Origin of the sequence: Halobiforma nitratireducens JCM 10879, assembly GCF_000337895.1 — an archaeon.
Lineage (GTDB): Archaea > Halobacteriota > Halobacteria > Halobacteriales > Natrialbaceae > Natronobacterium > Natronobacterium nitratireducens.
This window is the reverse complement of the sequence record NZ_AOMA01000112.1, coordinates 14,714-33,714: the sequence shown is the minus strand read 5'-3', so window position 1 is coordinate 33,714 and position 19,001 is coordinate 14,714. Positions and strand designations below refer to the sequence as shown.

Annotated in this window: 16 protein-coding genes and 1 pseudogene; 9 read left to right on the top strand and 8 right to left on the bottom strand. The window is 63.0% G+C overall.

All coding sequences use genetic code 11. The features are described 5' to 3' along the window. Positions 1-611: 611 nt before the first annotated feature. From C446_RS11095 to tsaA, 4 genes are all read right to left on the bottom strand, one after another. Positions 612-1,370: a TrmB family transcriptional regulator gene (locus C446_RS11095; RefSeq protein ID WP_006673191.1), complete on the bottom strand. Its 759-nt coding sequence runs from the start codon at positions 1,368-1,370 to the stop codon at positions 612-614. Further along, positions 1,367-4,732, bottom strand: coding sequence for an MMPL family transporter (locus C446_RS11090; protein ID WP_006673190.1), 3,366 nt, complete (start codon positions 4,730-4,732; stop codon positions 1,367-1,369). Before C446_RS11090 ends, C446_RS11095 begins: the two co-directional genes overlap by 4 nt. Positions 4,733-4,992: 260 nt before the next feature. After that, positions 4,993-5,727 (bottom strand): MBL fold metallo-hydrolase, encoded by a 735-nt coding sequence (locus C446_RS11085; RefSeq protein WP_006673189.1) that lies wholly within the window; start codon positions 5,725-5,727, stop codon positions 4,993-4,995. Positions 5,728-5,796: 69 nt separating this feature from the next. Continuing rightward, the gene (gene tsaA / locus C446_RS11080; RefSeq protein WP_006673188.1) at positions 5,797-6,180 is read right to left on the bottom strand and encodes a tRNA (N6-threonylcarbamoyladenosine(37)-N6)-methyltransferase TrmO; all 384 of its coding nucleotides are present in this window, start codon (positions 6,178-6,180) and stop codon (positions 5,797-5,799) included. Positions 6,181-6,397: 217 nt separating this feature from the next. On the opposite strand from tsaA, the gene C446_RS11075 reads away from it, so the two are divergent. The 6 genes and pseudogenes from C446_RS11075 to C446_RS11055 all read left to right on the top strand — a co-directional run bounded on the left by C446_RS11075 (position 6,398) and on the right by C446_RS11055 (position 13,444). Continuing rightward, complete coding sequence (locus tag C446_RS11075; RefSeq protein WP_049920171.1) at positions 6,398-6,658, top strand: hypothetical protein; 261 nt, start codon at positions 6,398-6,400, stop codon at positions 6,656-6,658. 313 nt (positions 6,659-6,971) lie between these two features. After that, positions 6,972-8,101: pseudogene (locus tag C446_RS11070) on the top strand (RNA-guided endonuclease InsQ/TnpB family protein); the annotation flags it as partial. 48 nt (positions 8,102-8,149) lie between these two features. Further along, the gene (locus tag C446_RS11065; RefSeq protein ID WP_006673185.1) at positions 8,150-9,253 is read left to right on the top strand and encodes an IS630 family transposase; all 1,104 of its coding nucleotides are present in this window, start codon (positions 8,150-8,152) and stop codon (positions 9,251-9,253) included. A gap of 318 nt (positions 9,254-9,571) precedes the next feature. Beyond that, positions 9,572-12,481, top strand: a complete 2,910-nt coding sequence (locus C446_RS11060; RefSeq protein WP_006673184.1) for an ATP-dependent helicase — start codon at positions 9,572-9,574, stop codon at positions 12,479-12,481. Between the two features lie 262 nt (positions 12,482-12,743). After that, on the top strand, positions 12,744-12,869 hold the full coding sequence (locus C446_RS20270; protein WP_275039910.1) for a hypothetical protein: 126 nt from the start codon (positions 12,744-12,746) through the stop codon (positions 12,867-12,869). 32 nt (positions 12,870-12,901) lie between these two features. Continuing rightward, positions 12,902-13,444 carry an Lrp/AsnC family transcriptional regulator gene (locus C446_RS11055; RefSeq protein WP_006673183.1) on the top strand — a complete coding sequence of 181 codons (543 nt, stop codon included), beginning with the start codon at positions 12,902-12,904 and terminating at the stop codon, positions 13,442-13,444. A 102-nt stretch (positions 13,445-13,546) separates the two neighbouring features. Here C446_RS11055 and C446_RS11050 read toward each other — a convergent pair whose 3' ends face one another. Both C446_RS11050 and C446_RS11045 read right to left on the bottom strand, forming a co-directional pair. Then, entirely contained in the window at positions 13,547-14,611 is a 1,065-nt protein-coding gene (locus tag C446_RS11050; RefSeq protein WP_006673182.1) for a phosphotransferase family protein, read from the bottom strand. An 87-nt stretch (positions 14,612-14,698) separates the two neighbouring features. Beyond that, a complete protein-coding gene (locus C446_RS11045; RefSeq protein WP_006673181.1) occupies positions 14,699-15,421 on the bottom strand; it encodes an HAD family hydrolase in 723 nt (240 codons plus the stop codon). A 135-nt stretch (positions 15,422-15,556) separates the two neighbouring features. On the opposite strand from C446_RS11045, the gene C446_RS11040 reads away from it, so the two are divergent. Continuing rightward, positions 15,557-16,333, top strand: a complete 777-nt coding sequence (locus tag C446_RS11040; protein ID WP_006673180.1) for an SDR family NAD(P)-dependent oxidoreductase — start codon at positions 15,557-15,559, stop codon at positions 16,331-16,333. A gap of 256 nt (positions 16,334-16,589) precedes the next feature. On the opposite strand, the gene C446_RS11035 is transcribed toward C446_RS11040, so the two are convergent. Then, positions 16,590-16,838 (bottom strand): hypothetical protein, encoded by a 249-nt coding sequence (locus tag C446_RS11035; protein WP_006673179.1) that lies wholly within the window; start codon positions 16,836-16,838, stop codon positions 16,590-16,592. Between the two features lie 137 nt (positions 16,839-16,975). On the opposite strand from C446_RS11035, the gene C446_RS11030 reads away from it, so the two are divergent. Together C446_RS11030 and C446_RS11025 are read left to right on the top strand one after the other, a co-directional pair. Then, on the top strand, positions 16,976-17,959 hold the full coding sequence (locus tag C446_RS11030) for an AIR synthase family protein (protein ID WP_049920170.1): 984 nt from the start codon (positions 16,976-16,978) through the stop codon (positions 17,957-17,959). A gap of 125 nt (positions 17,960-18,084) precedes the next feature. Then, the gene (locus C446_RS11025; RefSeq protein ID WP_006673177.1) at positions 18,085-18,483 is read left to right on the top strand and encodes a hypothetical protein; all 399 of its coding nucleotides are present in this window, start codon (positions 18,085-18,087) and stop codon (positions 18,481-18,483) included. 106 nt (positions 18,484-18,589) lie between these two features. Here the strand turns inward: C446_RS11025 and C446_RS11020 are convergent, their stop codons facing one another. Then, positions 18,590-18,868 (bottom strand): hypothetical protein, encoded by a 279-nt coding sequence (locus tag C446_RS11020; protein WP_006673176.1) that lies wholly within the window; start codon positions 18,866-18,868, stop codon positions 18,590-18,592. Between the last annotated feature and the right edge of the window lie 133 nt (positions 18,869-19,001).

The window sequence follows — 19,001 nt, the reverse complement described above, 5'->3', positions numbered from 1 at the left end:
TTTCAAAACAGGACTCTCAGGCCATATAGCGGCATTAAGACGAATATCATAAATTCAATACTGTCGCCTTCTTGCGTTCAACAGAGCAACGGAGGTGCTATAGCTCCCGTCAATGTCGCTGAGTTCATACGTGGAGGGCCCCTCCAAAGACATCGTCACTCCATCAAGCGTTGTATTAGTTCCGACGTGAAAGATGCCACCTCGAATTGTTCCAGACCCGTCTGCCGCAACTGATCCGGTTGCGGAGGTACCACCGATGATTCCGGCCGCCCCGATAACACCAGCACGCTTCACGAATTCTCTTCGGAAATTAGTATCGGACATTCCATTTAGAATTTGTTTTTGGTAATAAGTAAAGCTTTTCGATATCATACGAGTGCCGTTTCGTTAAGCACGAAAAGTGAGGTGGAATGGTTATATGGCCAATGGCAAAATTGACTCCCTCAGCAAGTGAAGCGACTGGACCTATTTGAGTTATCCTGGACACTCTCAGACCAACCGTCCAGTCTGAGACGAGACTATGCTGCTCAAGACTGAACGATTATAAGACGAATATGTTCCGGCCCCATAAGAAAGAGAAACTTGGCACAATCAGGACTGACTGCGACGAGCTACTTTTCATCGCTTGCCACTTCTTCGCCCGCCTCGATCAGCTGGATCAGCACCGACGCGAACAGCGAGCCCGAACTCCAGATCGCCGTCTCACTGCCGTCGTCGTCGACCACGCTCAGCAGGATGCCGTCGTCGGCGATGGCGATCCGGCCCGACCGCTGGTCGCTCTTCCGTGAGGCCGGCGGCTGTTGGACGCCAACACCCTCGAGCGACTCGAGCCGGTCTCGCACTCGCTGGTCGCGACTGACGGCGAGCACCGTCGCGCCGGCGGCTGCCCGCCCCTCGAGAGTCCGTTCGATCCGCTCGGTGAGCAGTTCCGGGAGTCGAGTGCCGAAGACGATCCGTTCGTCGGCCGCCGAGAGCAGATCGACGACCCGCCCGTCGACCCGGTCGCGGCCCCGGACCGTCCAGATGTCTTCCTGGGTCTCCTCACCGGCCGACTCCCGCTTGACCTCCTCGACGTGTTCGAACGCACGGTCACGTTCCCGCTCGAACCGGTTCCGGAGAGTGTCCTCGGCTTCCTCGAGACTGACGGGTCGGTACCGGATCGGACTCGACTGCTGGGTCTCGACGAGCCCGCGGTCTTCGAGGCTCTCGGCGACGCTGTAGACCTGCGACCGGGGGACGTCGGCGATTCGGGCGACGTCCCGCGCAGTGCCCGACCCGAGACGGTGAAGCGCGATGAAGACTTTTGCCTCGTAACTGGTGAGTCCGAGCCGTTCGAAAGCATCGACGGCTTCGTTTTCGTCGACGCTCACTGCTGGTCACCTCCGTTTTCGTCCGTCGCCGGGTTTCCGTCCGTTTGCTCGGTGTCGGCAGCCCCGCCTGGGTTCGTGTTTGGGTTCGCATCCGACTCACCGCTCTCGTCGTCGATCGTCTCGGTCCCACCGTCGCTCGCCGTCGCTGCCGGCCGTCGAGCGTGCCCGAAGTCGAACGAGACGTCCGGACCGAAGTACCGCGTCCACAACACCAGCAGCGACGGCAACACGACGACGCTCGCCAGGAAGGCGTACGTGATCGTCAACGCGGTGATAATCCCGAACTGGCGCAGGACCGGCAGGATGGCGAACGCGAGAGTCCCGAACCCGCCGACGGTCGTCGCCGCGCTGCCGAGCAACGCGCCGCCGGTACCCGTCACCGTGGTGTGCAGCGCGGACCAGACGTTGCCCTGCCGCTCGAGTTCGAGTGTATAGCGGGCGCTGACGTGGATGCTGTAGGCGACTCCGAGCCCGATCGTGAGGCTGGTGATCATCCCCGTCAGCACGTTGAACGACATCCCAGCCAGGTACATCGTGCCGAGGATCCAGCTCGTCGCGAACGCGACGGGCAACAGCGTCACCGCCCCGAGCGATGCGCTGTTTCCCGTCACCCAGTAGGCCGCAGTCAGGAAGGCGAAGACGGCCACGAGCGTCACCAGTAGACTCTGGAGGACGGTCTCGAACAGGTCTTGCTCGACGATGTAGTTGACGATCGGGTCGCCGGTTGCGATCGCGCCGAGGGCCGCTTCGTCGTCTCCGGAGTCAGCCTCGGTCCCGACCTCACGGTCGTCGCCCTCGCCGGCATCGTCGATCGAGCCCGCGATGGCGCGCATCTCCTCGGTCACGTCGTCGAACGCCGCGTCGCCCTCGGCGGCGACGATCAGCTGGGCCGAGTCGTAGTCGCCGTCGTCGGTTCGGTGGAGGACGCTGGTCGCCTCGTCCTCGTTGACCTCGAACAGTTCGTCGTACAGCGCCGAGACGTTCTCGTCCGGGACGCCGTCGCCGGTCGTGTCGGCGGCGTCGAACGACTCGTTGAACGACTCGTTCTGTGCCGCAGTGTCTTCCATCACCGACAGCGGCCCCTCGACGTCTGCCTCTCCGGTTGGGAGCGTGTACGTGACCGGGCTGTCGGCAGCCTCGTCCTGGGCGGCGTCGAGGCGCTCGAGTACGTCCCCATCGGCCACGTCGCCTTCGACGAGAATCTGTGCCTGTGCGTCGTCACGCTGGAAGTTCTCGTTGATGTAGTCGAGGTCGTCGGCAGCCTGGTACTGGCCGGGAGCCATCGGCCCGGGGAGGTTCTCGGTCCAGGCCGGCGGGCTCTCAGCGAGGAAGTCCTCCTCCTCGAAGCTCGTATCGACCTGACTCGCACCGTAGACGCCGCCGGCGGTGAGCAACAGGACGGCAACGAGCAACACCAGCGGGATGCGCCGCGCCGCCACCGAGCCGACCGTCAGCAGATCGCTGAAGCGACCGCCTCCGGTACCGAACGCGCGTTTGTGTCGGTCGAAGCCACGAGCCTCGAGTGCCGAGTCGAGTTCGACCTTCGCCGCGGGGATCAGCCCGCCGAAGACGATCAGCGCCGAGAGGATACCGATGGCGCTGACGACGCCAAACTCCTGGATCGGGCCGATCGGACTGACGAGGTTCGCGAGGAATCCGATCGCGGTCGTCGCCGTCACCCAGACGAGCGCGACGCCGACGCCGGCCAGCGCGATCGTCATCGAGCCGCGGACGCCGTTTCGCGAGTCGGCGTCACGCTCTGTGGCGGGACGCGTCTCTCGTTGCTCCCGATGACGCATGAAGACGTGAATCGCGTAGTCGATCGAGAGCCCGATCAGTAACACCGGCACGGCGACGAACATCTGGTTGAAGTCGATTCCCGTCCAGCCCATGAACCCGAACGTCCAGACCAGCACCGTCACGATGCCGATCAGCCCCAACGCGATGTCGAGTGGGTCCCGGTAGGCGATCAGCAGGGCCGCAGTGACGAACGCCAGCGCGAGCGGGCCGACGATGGCCAGGCTATCGCCCATCGAGCGGTCGATCTCGTCGGTGATGACGCCGACGCCGAAGACGACCTGATCGTGATCGTGTGCGCTCGCGAGCTCCCGGAGGTCGATCTGAGCGTCGATAACGTCACTGCCCTCGGCACCGCCCATCTCGAGGTCCACGCCGCCAGTCTCCTGTGTGATCGAGGTCATCCGAGCGTCGGAGTCAGTCGAACCCGGATCGTAATCCGACGGCATGAACGCAAGTCCAGCTCCCTGATCGTCTTCCTCGTCCGAAAGCGTATCCTCGAGGGCGTCCTCGAACGCCTCGTCGTCGATCTCCTCGAGGGTCTCGATCTGCTCCTCGAGCGGCGGCCGTTCGTCGTCCTCCTCGAGGTCGTCCCAGGCGTCTTCGAGCGCTTCCTGGTCGTCTTCGAGCGCCTCGAAGTCCGCTTCGAGTTGCTCCTGGTCGTCTTCGAGCGCCGCGCTGCGTTCCTCGAGAGCCTCGTACTCTTCCTCGAGGACGCCCATCGTGGCACCGGTGTAGACCTCCTCGAGCTGCTCGGTTAGGCTCTGGTACTCGGGAACTGCCTCGGGGTCTGGGGTTGTCTGTTCGATCTCGTACAGCTGGGATTCGATCGCCCTGGCCTGATCGGCGAACTCCTCGTACTCGGCCGCCTGCTCGCCGTCGAGGTCCGCGTCGGCGACGGTCTCTGCGAGGAGTTGGTCGTACGCGTCTTCGATCTCGGCGGCACCTTGCTGGTACTCGGGGTCGTCCTCGTCGTAGGTCTCGTTCAGTTGTTCGTACTCGCGTTGGAGTTCGCCGGCCTCGTCGATCCCGGCCTCGAGTCCCGCACTGGTCGCCTCGAGTTCGGCCTGTCGTGCTTCGAGTTCGTCGCCGCGTTCCTCGAGGGCCTCGCTGCGTTCCTCGAGTCGTTCACCGCGGTCTTCGAGTTCGTCGCCACGCTCCTCGAGACCCGAGATATCCTCGTTCGTGATCGCCGTCATGGCGACGAGGTTCTCGACGCCAGTGATCGGCTCCTCGTCGACGAGCGTCTCGTTGATCGACTCGTTGTCGCGAATCTCCTGTTGGAACTCCAGCGAGTCGAGCAACGACTGTCGCTCGAGAACGTTGCCCTCTCGGTTGATCAGTTGGACGCCGGTCGTGTTCTCGTCGTCGCCGACGACGAACCGGTCGTCGATCTCTTCCATCGCCTCCGCCTCGGGCGAGTCAGTCTCGAACTGCTCGAGCGAGGAGTCTTCCTCGACCATCGGTGCTCCGGCACCTACCAGGGCGGTAGCCAGCAGGAGGACGACGAGAACGATTCGGGAGCGGCCGGTGACGACCGCGGCGATCCGCTCCGGGAGACTCATTCGATCGCCTCCGTCTTCGTCTCGATTGCCGCTTCTATCGCCGTCGAGCGACGCGTGTTGCTCGTGGTGACCATGCTGTTGTTACGATCCTACAAACGCCGCTCGTTTATACTTGTTAGGTTATTTACATTTTCCTGAACGTCACGGAGAGTAACGTATCGATCGTCTAACGCGGCTGTTGGTGAGGTATAACGGCTACCGATCAAACCTACGAGCAACGAAACACAAATCGTGTCAGAACAAAGTGGGCTTCGGGACGGTCACTTCACGCTGACTGTCTGGAGGTCCTCGGCGACGGTCACGTCGCCGTCGTAGTGAGCACGGATCGACTCGAGCATCTCCTCGTGCCGGCCGTCGGTGTGGGGGTAGAGGTGGGTCAGGTACACGCGACCGATGTCACAGTCGGCCAGTTCCCGACCGAGCGTCTCCGGCGTCGGATGGTTCGAGACGTCGACATCGTCGGGGAACGAACAGTCGTGGGCCAGGATCGCGGACTCGTCGGCGAAGTTCGCCAGGCCGGCAAACGCCTCGCTGTCGCCGCTGAACGTGAACAGATCGCCGAAGCGGTAGGCAAGACAGGGCAGCGAGTGACGGGTTTCGTAAGCCGAAACGTCGAACCCGGCGACCGAGAACTCGCCGGCGACGACTTCCCTGATCTGCAGGTCGAGTCGTCCGTCCATATAGTCGTGGACCGACAGCAGGTCGTCGACCAGCCCCTTGGTTCCCTGCGGCCCGACGATCTCGAGGTGTTCCTCGCCGGCGAGCCACCGGGCTTTCATCAGCGGGAGTAGATCGGCGACGTGATCCAGGTGGTGGTGAGTCAACAGAACCGTCGAGACGTTCTCGTAGCCGACGCCGGACTGCTGGAGCCGATGCAGGATGCCTGATCCACAGTCGATCAACAGGGTTCGACCGTCCTCCTGAACCAGGATACCGGTCTGGAAGCGCTCGCCGGTCGGCATCGCGCTTCCGGTCCCGAGAAAGGTGATGCGCATGCGAGAGGCTCTACCCGGCCCGGGGCAAAAGGATTGCGCTGCCCGGTCCGTCGTGGCCGCTCGAGACGGTCACCTCATCGGGGCCTTGAGATCGACCACGGGCGATTCGTCGAGCATGTCTACGCCGGTAACCGCGAGCCGGGTCCCGTCGACGGCCCGGACGCGGCAGGTCGTCCTGCAGATCGGGTTCGGACGGTGGGGCGACCGCGTCGAGAAGACCCCGCGTTCTCCGTCCCGGACCCGGAGCGTCGAACGATCCGCGTCGTCGGCGAGCCAGAGTACGTCGATCGAGTCGCCGGACGTGAGTCCCTCGAGTCCCGGTTCGTACTCCCGCGAGAGGACGACTTCTCCCTCAGTCGCCTCGTTGACCCCCTGTTTCGGTGTATCCGCCGGTCGTTCGAACGGCGTCCGGACGACGCCGATCGGGTCAATCTCGAACGAGTGATCGGTCACGGTCGGTACTGCAACGCCGACAGACTTGAAAGACCGGCCAAGAGGAATCGCGCTGAATCAGTGCAGGCGAGACGGACCTGCCCCAATATACGAGTGATGGTTCACTCACGTACTTGTGTTTTACAGCCAGTGACTTTGCCGAGGAATCTATTCCCACCGGCTCGTAATCGACAGGGGGTTTTCGAGAGTGGACGTCGAAGACACGAACAGAAGGCCAGTGACCCACTTCGAACTCGAGTACTACGACAAACTCCTGATCGCCATCGTCGCGAGCCTCGGGCTCGGGATGGTGATCGGGCTCACGTCGTCGGTCGCGTTCATCTCCGGACTCGCGGCCGGGGCCTTGTTTGCGACGGTATTCGTCTACGAGGCGATGTTCCGAAACCCGCCGCTTCCGCCGGAGTCGACCGGTGCCAGAGCCGCGGCCGTCGTCTGGCACGCGTTCCTGGTTGTCGTCGTCGCCGCCGCGGTCGTCTGACGCTGTTGTACCGCGTACCGCCGTTGTCCCCTCACTCGCGTTACCGAAATCGAGGCGCTAATGCCCCTTCCTCAGCGAGCGCCGAAGGCGCGAGCAGGGAGGGGATACAGCGTCCCCAGAACTCACAGATTTCTGGTGTGCGAACGAGACGCGAAGCGTCTCGTCAACGCCGCTCGTGTTTCTTGGACTGTTCTACAGCAGGCCCGCAGGGCCCACGCCATTGGTAGCTTTATGTTTCTACTCCAAGCGGTGGCGGGGTGCCACTATCAAAGTTGTCCGCGTCACCGATCCGTCCGACGAAGACGAGTAGACCATGCGCTACAACTACAGGTATCGACTCAACTCGACCGACGAACTCCACGAACGGTTAGCGTGGACTGTCGATACCTGCCGACAGGTCTACAACCACTTTATCCACCGACTCAACCGAGAGGACGGCACGTCGGCATACTCCGAGCAGTCGGTTCTTCCCGACCTCAAGGACTGGTGGACCGACCTGAAACAAGTCCACTCGAAGGTGCTACAGAAGGTCGTACAGCGGCTGTACGACAACCGCTCGACGCTGAAGGGCAGAAGGACAACGGCTACCGCGTCGGGGAACGTAACTGGAAGGCTCCGAAGGAATATCGCTCGTTCAAGTACAGTCAAACCGGCTTCGAACTCAAAAACACGAGTGGCCGTGCTGTACTTTCTCTTTCCAAAATCGGCGAGATTCCAATGGTCTACCACCGCGACGTTCCCGACAACGCCACGATCAAAGAGGTCGTTGTCAAGCAGGAACCGACCGGCGAGTGGTTCGCCGTGCTCGGGATCGAAACCGAGGACGACGCGCCGCCGAGGCCCAAGAAACTCGAGGACTGTGTCGGAATCGACGTGGGTATCAAGAAGTACGCTCACGACACCAACGGTACGGCCGTCGAACGTCCCGACCTCTCGGACGAACGCGACCGGCTGGAACGCGAGCAACGGAAACTCTCACGCAAAGAGCACGGGTCGGCGAACTACCGCAAGCAACAGCGTACCGTCGCCAAACGTCACGCCGATCTGCAACGGAAACGTCGGGACTTCTTGCACAAGCTCTCGAACCACTACGCTCGAGAGTACGACCTTGTGGCCGTCGAAGACCTCGACGCCAAGGGGTTGATGGAACTCCCGTCGAACAGCCGCAACCGTGCCGGGGCGGCGTGGGGAACGTTCCTCCGGATGCTCGAGTACAAGTGCGAACGCGAAGGGACGCACTCCGTGGCTGTCGATCCGGCCGGAACGACCAAAGAATGCCCGGCCTGTGGTGCCGAGTCGGACAGACCGCTGTGGGTCCGCGAGCACTCGTGCCCGTCGTGCGGTTTCACGTCCGACAGGGACTGGAACGCGGCCTACAACATCTTGGTGCGTGGACTGAAACAAGTAGGGACGGGCTGTCCCGAATCAACGTCCTCAGAATCGCCTAATGAGTGACAGAAGTTTTGGGCGTGGGCTAAGACGAACGGGGTAATGGGAGGAGACCCGCGGGGCGAGCTCGTTCGTCATCTGAGCGAGGAGGAGTTGGATCGTCTGCTGGACGAAGCAGACGATCCAAAGGTCGTCAAGCGGCTCACCTTTGTCAAACGTCTCTACAAGGGTGCAACGTACGAAGAAGCAGCCGACGACATTGGGAAATCTGCGTCGACTGGAAGTCGCTGGGCACGTCGATGGAACGATGGCGGGCTGGGTCAGTTGACACCGAACTTCGGGGGCGGAAGGCCCCCGAAGCTCGGTGACGAGGAACAAGAGCGTCTTTTAGAACTTCTCCGGGAGGGACAGCCCTGGAAAGCACAGGAAGTTCATCAGCTCTTGGACGAAGAGTTCGATGTTGAGTACCATCCGGATTATCTCGGTCGATTCCTCCGGAATCTCGGACTGTCTTACGCTAAACCACGTCCAAAACGTCCCTCACGGCCAGAAAATGCAGATGAAATCCTCGAAGAACGCGTCGCAGACGCGTTCGACGAGGAAACAGAGACAGCACATAACAAGCGTCCTGAGGATGAGGACGAAGGCTGGGTTCTCGACGACGATATCTGTACAGATGGGGGAACTGTCGTCGGTTTTTGTGGCGCTTCGCATCCGCAACCATACGACAATTCGCATCGACTGTGGTACGTCGACGATCCGACACTGGAACGACCGCTGGTGAAACTTGACGAACCAGCGGTCGGGTGCTATACGCTCAACGGCGAAAGTGTCCTGACGTTCCCTGAAGATCAATCGAAAGAGAACATCTGTGCCCTATTGGAGGAGGTCCGCGAGCAGAATCCGCGTTCCCGGATTCTGCTCGTCTTAGACAACTTCTCGTCTCACATCTGTGAACACACGCGCAAGCGCGCACATCAACTCGGTACCGATCTCGTCTTTCTTCCGGTCGGCTCACCGCATCTCAATCCAATCGAGCAGGTCTGGAAAGTGCTTAAACGGAATGCTTCACCAATCGTCGTGGCGAGCGAGAGCGCGTTCCGCACTCTCGCTCGCCGTCTCTTCAACACCCTCACCGATCGACCTGGGTTCGCCAAGTCCTGGATCGACCAGTTCCTCAGACCATATTTGCAAAAGTTATCTTGATCATTAAGCGATTTTCGAACGCCTGCGGAGACTGCGCTCCCTACGGGTCCGATTCGGTTCCTGCAAAGCGCGTCGTGGAAACAGGAAGCCCCATCTGTTCACGGGCGCGAAGCGCCCATTCGTATGGTCCGTGAGACCTCCGATCTCACGCTACCCTCAAGGATCGAACGGCGCGAGCCGTGAGCGAGTAGGGTGGGGAGGAAGTCACAAGCTCGCGACGCATCTCACAGGGCTCGACCCCGGAGGTTCACGTTCGGTTCGGTTCGATTCGGCTCAGTGGCCAAACTCTCTTACACCCCGGGTCCTCAGACCACCACAATGGACGGAATCGACGGCCTCGAGTTGCCAGTCGACGTCGACGCCCTCCCGTTCGATCCGGCCGAGACGACGATCGAGGACGCCGACGTCTTCGCATCGCTGGAACCTGCCGTACAGGAGTGGTGGCTCGAGCAGTTCGGCGAGTACGTCCCCGAGAACGAAGGGTTCTTTACGCCACCACAGCGGGGCGCGATCCCGAACGTCCAGGACGGTGAGAACACGCTGATCTGTGCGCCGACCGGATCGGGCAAGACGATGTCGTCGTTTTTGGCGATCATCGATCACCTCTATCGTCGGGCGCGGGATACCGAAGACGGTCTCGAGAACTCCGTCTACTGTCTGTACGTCTCCCCGCTGAAATCCCTCGCCAACGACATCCACCGCAACCTCGAGGTCCCACTCGACGGGATCGAGGAGATCGTCGAGGCGCGTACGGCGCAGAGCAGGGCGGACGGAGTCGGCGGCGCGGACGAAGCGGACGGTGCGAGCAGACAGTGCCAGCGAGTACGCGACGGCCAGGACGAGGAGATAGGCGAAATCCGCCACGCGATCCGTCACGGCGACACCGACGACAGCGAGCGCCAGCGGATGCTCGAGGAGACGCCCCACATCCTCAACACGACTCCGGAGACGCTTGCGATCTTGCTGAACGCACCCAAGTTTCGCGAGAAGCTCCGGACGGTGGAGTACGTCATCGTCGACGAGATTCACTCGCTGGCGTCGGGAAAGCGGGGCACCCACCTCTCGGTGAGTCTCGAGCGACTCGAGGCGATGGCCGAGCAGGAGATAACGAGGATCGGCTGCTCGGCGACGATCGACCCCCTCGAGGAGGTCGCCGAATTCCTCGTTGGTTGTGAGACGCCACGTCCCTCCGAACGGTCGACCCGGGAGGGAAGCGACCTGGGGGATAGCGAGGAGTCCGGCGGCGAACCCCGCGACTACGACATCGTCGACGCCCGCTTCGCCCGCGAGTTCGACATCGAACTCGAGTGTCCGACGGACGATCTGATCAACACGCCCCGCGAGGTCGTCCAGGAGCGGTTCTACCGAATGCTCCACGAACACGTCCAGGCACACACGAACACGCTCGTGTTCACCAACACGCGGTCCGGGGCGGAACGCGTCCTGCACAACCTCCGTGAGCGGTTCGACGACTACGACGAGGCAAACTCCGCCTGCCACCACGGCAGCCTCTCGAAAGAGGTCCGCCAGGGGGTCGAACAGCGGCTCAAAGAAGGCAGTCTCGACGTTGTCACGTCCTCGACCAGCCTCGAATTAGGGATCGACATGCCCCACGTCGACCTCGTCGTCCAGGTCGGCTCGCCCAAATCCGTCGCGGCCCTCCTCCAGCGAATCGGGCGGGCGGGCCACCGCGTCGGCCAGACCGTCACCGGACGAGTGATCGCGCTCGACCGGGACGAACTGCTCGAATGTGCCGTGATGTTGAAGAAAGCCGAGGAAGGGTTCGTCGACTCGGTGTCGATCCCCGAGAACGCCCAAGACGTCGCGGCACAGCACGTCTACGGGATGGCGATCGCCGAGATTCGGCCCGAACGAGAGATAAAGGCGATCCTGCGACGGGCCTACCCCTACCGAACCTACTCCGAGGCGGAGTGGGAGTCGCTGTGTCGCTATCTCACCGCCGACTACGCCGGGTTAGAGGACAAGAACGTCTACGCGAAGATCTGGCGCGACGAGAACGACCCACCCGACGGCCAGCACCACCACGAGGAGTATCCCGTCGGCGAGCCGCTGATCGGCAAGCGCGGACGACTGGCGCGGGTGATCTACATGACAAACATCGGGACGATCCCGGACTCGTTCACCTGCGACGTCTACACCCGCGCGAGCGACGAGTGGGTCGGCCAACTCGACGAGGAGTACCTCGATACCCTCGAAAAAGGAGACGTCTTCGTCCTCGGCGGCGACCACTTCGAGTTTCGCTACCGTCGCGGGTCGAAAGTCTACGTCGATCGGACGAGCGCCCGGCCGACGGTCCCCTCCTGGTACTCCGAGCGACTCCCCCTGTCGTCCGATCTCGGCCGCGAAATCCTCGTGTTCCAGGCCGACCTGCTCGACCACTACGAGGAGGGTGGCCCGCCCCGGGTCCGGGCGTGGCTACGCGAGTTCCCGCTGGACGACGACAGCGTGCGGGCGATCGCACGGCTGTTCGATCACCAGCTCCGGTACGCCGGCGAGGAGAGCGTCAGCACCGACGACCGCCTCGCGATCGAGGTCGAGCGCGACCGTGACGAGTACGAGCGCCACTACTACGTCCACTCGTCGTACGGTCGGCAGTTCAACGACGGGTTCTCGCGGCTGCTTGCCTACCGGTGTGCACAGGAGGCGACGGCCAACGTCCGCGTCGCCGTCGCGGACAACGGCTTCGTCCTCTCGATGCCGCTCAACCGGAAAGTCGATCTCGAGGGAATCCTCGCGGCTCTCGAGGCCGAGCACGTCCGGGACGATCTGCGCGCGGCGCTTTCCGACACCGACCTCCTCCAGCGGTACTTCCGGATCAACGCGACGCGGTCGCTGATGATCCTCAAACGCTACAAGGGCTACGAGAAATCCGCGAGCGAACAGCAGGTCTCCAGCGAGATGCTGCTTGGCTTCGCAGAGGAGTTGGCGGAGTTTGCGGTGATCGAGGAAACGTATCGGGAAATCCTCGCGGACAAGCTCAACGTCGCCGAGATCGAAGACGTCGTCGCGGCGATCGACGACGGCGAGATCGAGGTGAACCGCCACCTCGTCGACTCGCCGACGCCGCGGGCGTTCGGCCTCGCGACGCTGTCGGCCAGCGACGTGGTGCTCGCGGAAGACGAGAGCGCAGCCTTACAGGCATTTCACGATCGGGTGCTCGATGAGATCGGTGACGAGTCGCTTCGTGGTCTCACCTCGGAGGAGTGACGGCCCCGAGCGAGCTACAGCGGTACGGACTCGAGTCATCCGGTGATACGACCGGACGAAACGATGCATACACCGATCGCACTCGAGATGTGATCGGGTGTGGACTGACTGTTGTCTATAGTACCGACTGCAACGGTTTGCATATTGATCGCCGACCGTCCGGCGAGCAGGTGCGCACTGACGTGCAGTGGCTACTATAGCAGTACGAGAGTGGTAGCGATCCGCCCAAACGATCTTTACAGTGGCCGCGAAATCGGTGGCTATGCCGCTGTCTACACCGTCGTGTCTTCGGGGACGGATCGGCGTCCGACCCAGTTACGCGAGCCCGTTACGTGGGGCTGCCGCCGACCCACGGGACCGATTTACGAACCCGATCGACGAGACGTAACGCTTGCAAGCCCTCGAGATAGTCACGAACGTATGAACGATCCAAACCTGAGCCCCGATCCGCCCGACTGGGAGTTCAAGGACCGCGACATCGCGATTCTCAGCGAACTCTCGAACGATCCTCAGCTTTCCTCGCGGGAGCTGACCGACGTGTTAGAAGCGGAGTACGACATCGACGTCTCCCACGTCACGGTCAGCGAGTCGATTCGTCGGATGCGCGACGAGGGTGTCTTCCGCGAGGCGATCATCCCCAACGAGGAGTACTACATCTTCGCGCTGTTCGAGTTCAAGTTCGATCCGGAGAACTTCGCCGACGGCTGGCGCGATGCGATGGAGTACGTCGAGTCGAACAAACACACGCTCTTTTTCTTCCTCTCGGACGGCGAGTACCAGTGGAAGACGGTAATGATGTTCCGGACCCGACAGCAGGTCTCGAAGTGGATCCACGACTTCTACAAGGAACACGGAGCCGTGATCTCGAACCTGCGAAACTCCGCCGTCCACAACGTGCTCAAGTTCCGGACTGACCCGGAGATTTACGAAGACCTCCATCCCGATACCGGAGACGACGCGTAGCAGGGGATACGGCCTGAAGGACGTGGTATTGCGCCGTTTCAGCCTATAACCGCGATCCTGATCCTGATCACGATCACGATCACGATCACGATCGAACCACGCTCACAGCGGTTCGTCTCCCTCGATGATCCGCGTTGCTCGCGCGGCCAGTGCGGGCACGCGATCTTCCATTTTCGGATACATCGGGTCGTCGCTGTTGCCCTCGAGGTAGCGCCGGAAGAACATCTCTCCCAGCGCGGCCAGCTTGTAGACCGCCAGCGCCCGGTAAAACCGGTCGTGTTCGAACGGAAGCCCGGTTCGGGACTCCCAGCGATCGACCAGTTCGCGGCGGGTCGGGTACCCGTCGCGTTCCATGAACGTGGTCGTCAACTCGGGGACGGCCGGGTCCGGGTCCTTCGGGTCCCGCCAGTAAGAGAGCATCCACCCCAGGTCCGCACGCGGATCACCGAGCGTCGCCATCTCCCAGTCGAAGACCCCGATCAGTTCGGGGCGGCCGTCGTCGGTGGCGAACATCACGTTGTCGAGCTTGTAATCGCCGTGAACGAGCGTCTGGGGATGATCGTCCGGAACGTTATCCTGGAGCCACGCGCCGACCTCGTAGAGGTCCGGGACCTCCCGCTCCTCTGCCGTCGTATCGAATGCCCACATGAGCTGTTGCCCCCAGCGTTCGACCTGCCGCTCGGTGTAGCCCGGTGGATGGCCGAACCCCTCGAGGCCGACCGCTTCGTAGTCGACGTCGTGGATCGCGGCCAGGCTGTCGACCAGCTCCTCGCCGATCCGTCGTCGCGAGTCGGGGTCGGCGAACGCGTCGGGTTCCCCGTCGCGCAGGACCTCTCCCTCGAGGCGGTCCATGACGTAGAAGTCGCTGCCGATGACGTCGTGGTCCTCACAGGCGAGCAGGGGTTCGGGGACGGGAACGTCGGTGTCGACCAGTGCGTTCGTCACACGGTACTCGCGGAGCACGTCGTGGGCCGTCTCGGCAGTTTCGCCCGGCGGCGGCCGGCGAACGACGAGGTTGCGGTCGCCCCAGGTGACGAACAGGGTCTCGTTGGAGTGGCCGGCCTGGTGGCGCTCGACCGCGTAGTCGTCGACCTCGCCGAGACGGTCGGCCAGATACGCGGCCAGGGCCTCCTCGTCGACCAGCCGATCGTAGTAGTCCTCGCTCATGGTGATCGGTACGAAAACCCACTCGCTCCTTAACAAAAATAGTTGTGGCGAGATATTTGTTTTACAGTGTGTCCGAACCGACGACCGTCAACAGCGGTCGGCGATTCCGAGCACCTCGAGTATCTCCGGCGGGGAGTCGATCCGGTAGGTGACCGCGGGACCGTCCCCAGCCCCGAAGGCGACGCCGTCTATCCCCACGTCGGCAGCGCCCGCTACGTCGTGGTCGTAGCGGTCGCCGATCATAAGCGCGCGGTCGGGGTCGACGCCGGCTTTCTCGAGGGCCGTCTCGAAGATCGCGGGGTCGGGTTTCGTCCGGCCGACCGCCTCGGAGGTCGTGATCGAGTCGAACCGGTCGCGAATCCCGAACGTCTCGAGCATCCGTTTTCCCGCACGGTCGTCCACGTCGCTGATGATCCCGACGTGGAGGGAGGTCTCCGCGAGTCGATCGATCGTCTCTACTGCACCCGGGACGGGTTCGATCGCCGCTCGGACGTGGTCGTCGAAGGTCGGCTTCCACTCGGATTCGGGAACCCGTTCGCCAACGACGGCCGCGACGCCGTTTGCGTACCCCTCGCGGGCGGCGCGAAACGTCGTCCCCTCTCGCTCCCGGAAGTGATCGCCGACGGCCCCACGCCAGGTTTCGACGGCTTTCTCGCGGCCGACCTCGAGATCGTAGCGATCGCACAACCACGTGACGAACGCGCCGTGGGCACTCCGAACGGACTCGAGGTCCAAGATTACGCCGCCGATGTCCCAGAAGACGGCCTCGTAGTCGCTGTCGGCCGTCCGATCAGGTGAGCCATCGCTCATCTGCTCGTCCGTGGAACGCCCGGCCACCCACTTAACTGTGGGGGACGCACACGCATTTTTATTAACGATGTGTTCGTACTGGGGTGTATAGCTAACAATGGTAGTGACAAACCGGTCCGGAACGGGTGAGCGCGCGTGAGTACCTCGCAGTTCAGCGTCGAGGGTGACGTAGCCGTCATCACTGGTGCGTCGAGCGGGATCGGGGAAGCGATCGCGGAATCGTTCGCCGACGACGGGGTCGATGTCGTGATCTGCTCGCGTGAGCAGGAGAACGTCGATCCGGTCGCCGACCGCATCACGGAGAGTGACCGGCCGGGCGAAGCCCTGGCCGTCGAGTGTGACGTCACCGATCGCGAGGCCGTCGACGCACTGGTCGCAGCGACCGTGAAGGAGTTCGGCGGGCTCGACGTGCTGGTCAACAACGCCGGCGCGTCGTTTATGGCGAACTTCGACGACATCTCCGAGAACGGCTGGAAGACGATCGTCGACATCAACCTCCATGGGACCTACAACTGCATCCAGGCCGCAGCCGAGCAGTTAAAGGACGGCGGCGGGATCGTCGTCAACTTCGCCAGCGTCGCGGGACAGCAGGGCTCGCCGTATATGAGCCACTACGGCGCGGCGAAAGCGGGTGTGGTCAACCTCACGACGACGCTCGCCTACGAGTGGGCGAGCGACGGCGTCCGGGTCAACTGCGTCGCTCCTGGGTTCGTCGCGACGGAGGGCGTCGAGGCACAGATGGGTATCTCGGCGGCGAACGTCGATCGGTCGGAGGTCGAACGTCGGATGGGAACGGTCGAGGAGATCGCCGACCTGACGCAGTTTCTCGCCAGTCCGGCGTCCTCGTATCTCGTTGGCGAAACGATCACCGCGAAAGGTCTCCCGGACATCGAGGAATCACCGACCGTCTGAACTGCTACGGGCCGTTGCCGACCGTCTGAACTGCTACGGGCCGTTGCCGACCGTCTGAGCCATCACGGACACAGCGGCTCAGGTCTTCCGTGATTCCGTCGCGTCCGGTGGTGCGAAACGCCGTCTCACTATAGTACCAACTGCAACGATCTGCACACTGATCGCCGATCCCTTTGGCGAGCAGGTACGCACTGACTCGCAGTGGCTCCGGTAGTAGGGAACGCCACGAGAGAAGAGTCAGGGGCGAACCCGCCGCCTAGTCGTCAGGACCGACCGCCGTGAACTGTCCGATGGCATAGAGGACCGCCACCATCAACAGGGTCGGCAGCGTCAGTGCCACCGACAACCGAAACGCCATTTCGGCCGTCTCCGGGCCGGCAAACAGGAACGAGCCGACGATCCCGCTTCCCGGAACCAGGACACAGCCGAGTAGCAACGCGAGCACGAGCGAGTCCCCGTCCCCCTCGAGCGGGTTACGGGAGAGCGACGAACGAGCGGTGGACATTCGTTACTGAAGCGATGGTCGGCGGTTGCAACAAGGTTTCGGTCGACATCGTCCCGTCCGTGCCAGGGGTTCGATCCATCCACGGCCGTGAGCGCGCTGTCGACAGCTACAAACCGGTCATCGACCCAGTAGCTCGTATGCCCGGGAAGGTACCACCCGACGAGTTGTTCGCACACGTCTTCGAGCGGACGGGAACGGCGGCGGGCGACGACACCGTCCGTCAGGGCCCCGCCGATGGTGAAGACGCCGCCGCCATCGACTGGCCCGGCGGCGACCTCGTCGTCAGTTCCGACCCGATCTCGCTGGCTGCCTCGCAGGTCGGTAACCTCGGGGTACACGTCGCCTGCAACGACGTCGCCGCCTCGGGTGCCGACCCGCAGTGGCTCACCGTCGTCATCCTCCTGCCCGACGAGACAGCCGACCTCGAGGCGATCACCCGGGACGTGGACGCGGCCGCCACCGAAATCGGCGCGTCCGTCGTCGGCGGCCACTCGGAGTACGTCGATCAACTCGAGCGCCCGCTGGTCTCGCTGACCGCGGTGGGGGCGACCGAGGCGTTCGTCCCGACCGGTGGGGCGGAGCCGGGTGACGAAGTGTTACTCACTAAAGCCGCGGGGGTCGAAGGGACGGCGATTCTCGCGGCGGATTTCGGCGACGAGCTCGCGGTCGACGACGGGACGATTCGGCGAGCCCGGGCGTTCCTCGAAGAGATCAGCGTCGTACCCGACGCCCGAGCCGTCCGGGAGTACGCGACGGCGATGCACGACCCGACGGAAGGCGGTGTCGCCGCCGGCCTGCTCGAGATCGCCCGCGCGTCGGGGGTTCGACTCGAGGTCGATCGCGACGCCGTCCCGATCCGCGAGGAGACCGAACGGCTCTGTGACGCCGCGGCGGTCGACCCGCTGCGGATCTTCGGCTCCGGCGCGTTGCTCGCGACGGTACCCGACGACCGGAGCGATCAGGCTCTCGAGGCGCTCTCGTCGGCCGGTCTCGAGGCGGCCTCGATCGGGATCGTCGCCGAAGGCGATCCCGAACTCCGCCTCGGCGAGGAATCCATCACCGACCCCGTCGCGGACGACCTCTATCCGCTCTGGGAGGCGGCCGACGAATCGACGTCGTGACGTGTTCGGCCGCGCTGACGAAATCGAAGCGGGGGAAGTGACTCACATCAACCACACCGGCCCGTCACCCGATCGGACCAGAGGCTATATTTATCGGCAACGGGCATTATCTCTCAAGGACATTTATGACTGGCATTCAGCCGCGGGTGGTCTGGGACGATGTCGCGGACCGAATCGGTGAGGACCTTCGGGCTGTCGTACGGTACGAGGCGACCGACTTCGAGTCTATTCTCCGTGAGGACGTACGGTCTGAGTACTCCGGGACTGAGCTTCGCTCGATCGTCGACCGGACGATCGTGACCCAACTGTCGGCTGCACGGGACGAGGAGACGTTCCGGGCCGGCGACCTCGAGGGTATCGTCCGCGCGTTCGACGACGCCTGGTTTCTCGCCGTTCCAGACCCGATCGATCCCAAGGCAGGGGTGTTGATCTCCGTCGACCGGCACGGAGAGAGCGCGAGCGACGGCGATATCGAGTGGTGTCTCAGTTACCTGGAGGAGGCGGTGCCGACGGCCCAGCGGTGACTCGACTGGTCAGTGCCTCGAGTGACCGCGAAACTGCAACACGGCTGTGGTCGTGTCGACGACGGTTGTAGAGGCCTCCCCGACCGATCGGGGTCTACCGCCCTCGTCACTCGGGGCCGGTGTTGCCCCGGTCGGTCGGGGAGGTCTCGTCTTCGGACGCTCGCTCCTCGAGGAACAGCCGGACGGCCATCACGGGAACGAACAGGAAGAACGCGAGTAACACGGCCCCGGAGAACGCGGTGAAGACGAACTGCGAGTAGGGTTCTATCGGCCGCAGCAGGGCAGCGAGCGCCACGCCGAACACCAGCGATACGACGGCGAGTACGAGGAAGTCTCTGGGATAAATCGGCAGTTCCTCCTCCGGCGGTCCCTGTCCCTTGGCCATATCCGTTCTTGCGAGAGGGGATATATAACGTTGCTCACGTCGGACGAATCGGATTCCAGCGACGGCCGGAAGGGACGGTGAAACGAGCCGTGTCCGCCGGGGTGAGAACGGGACACTGGACTATCAGATCGTC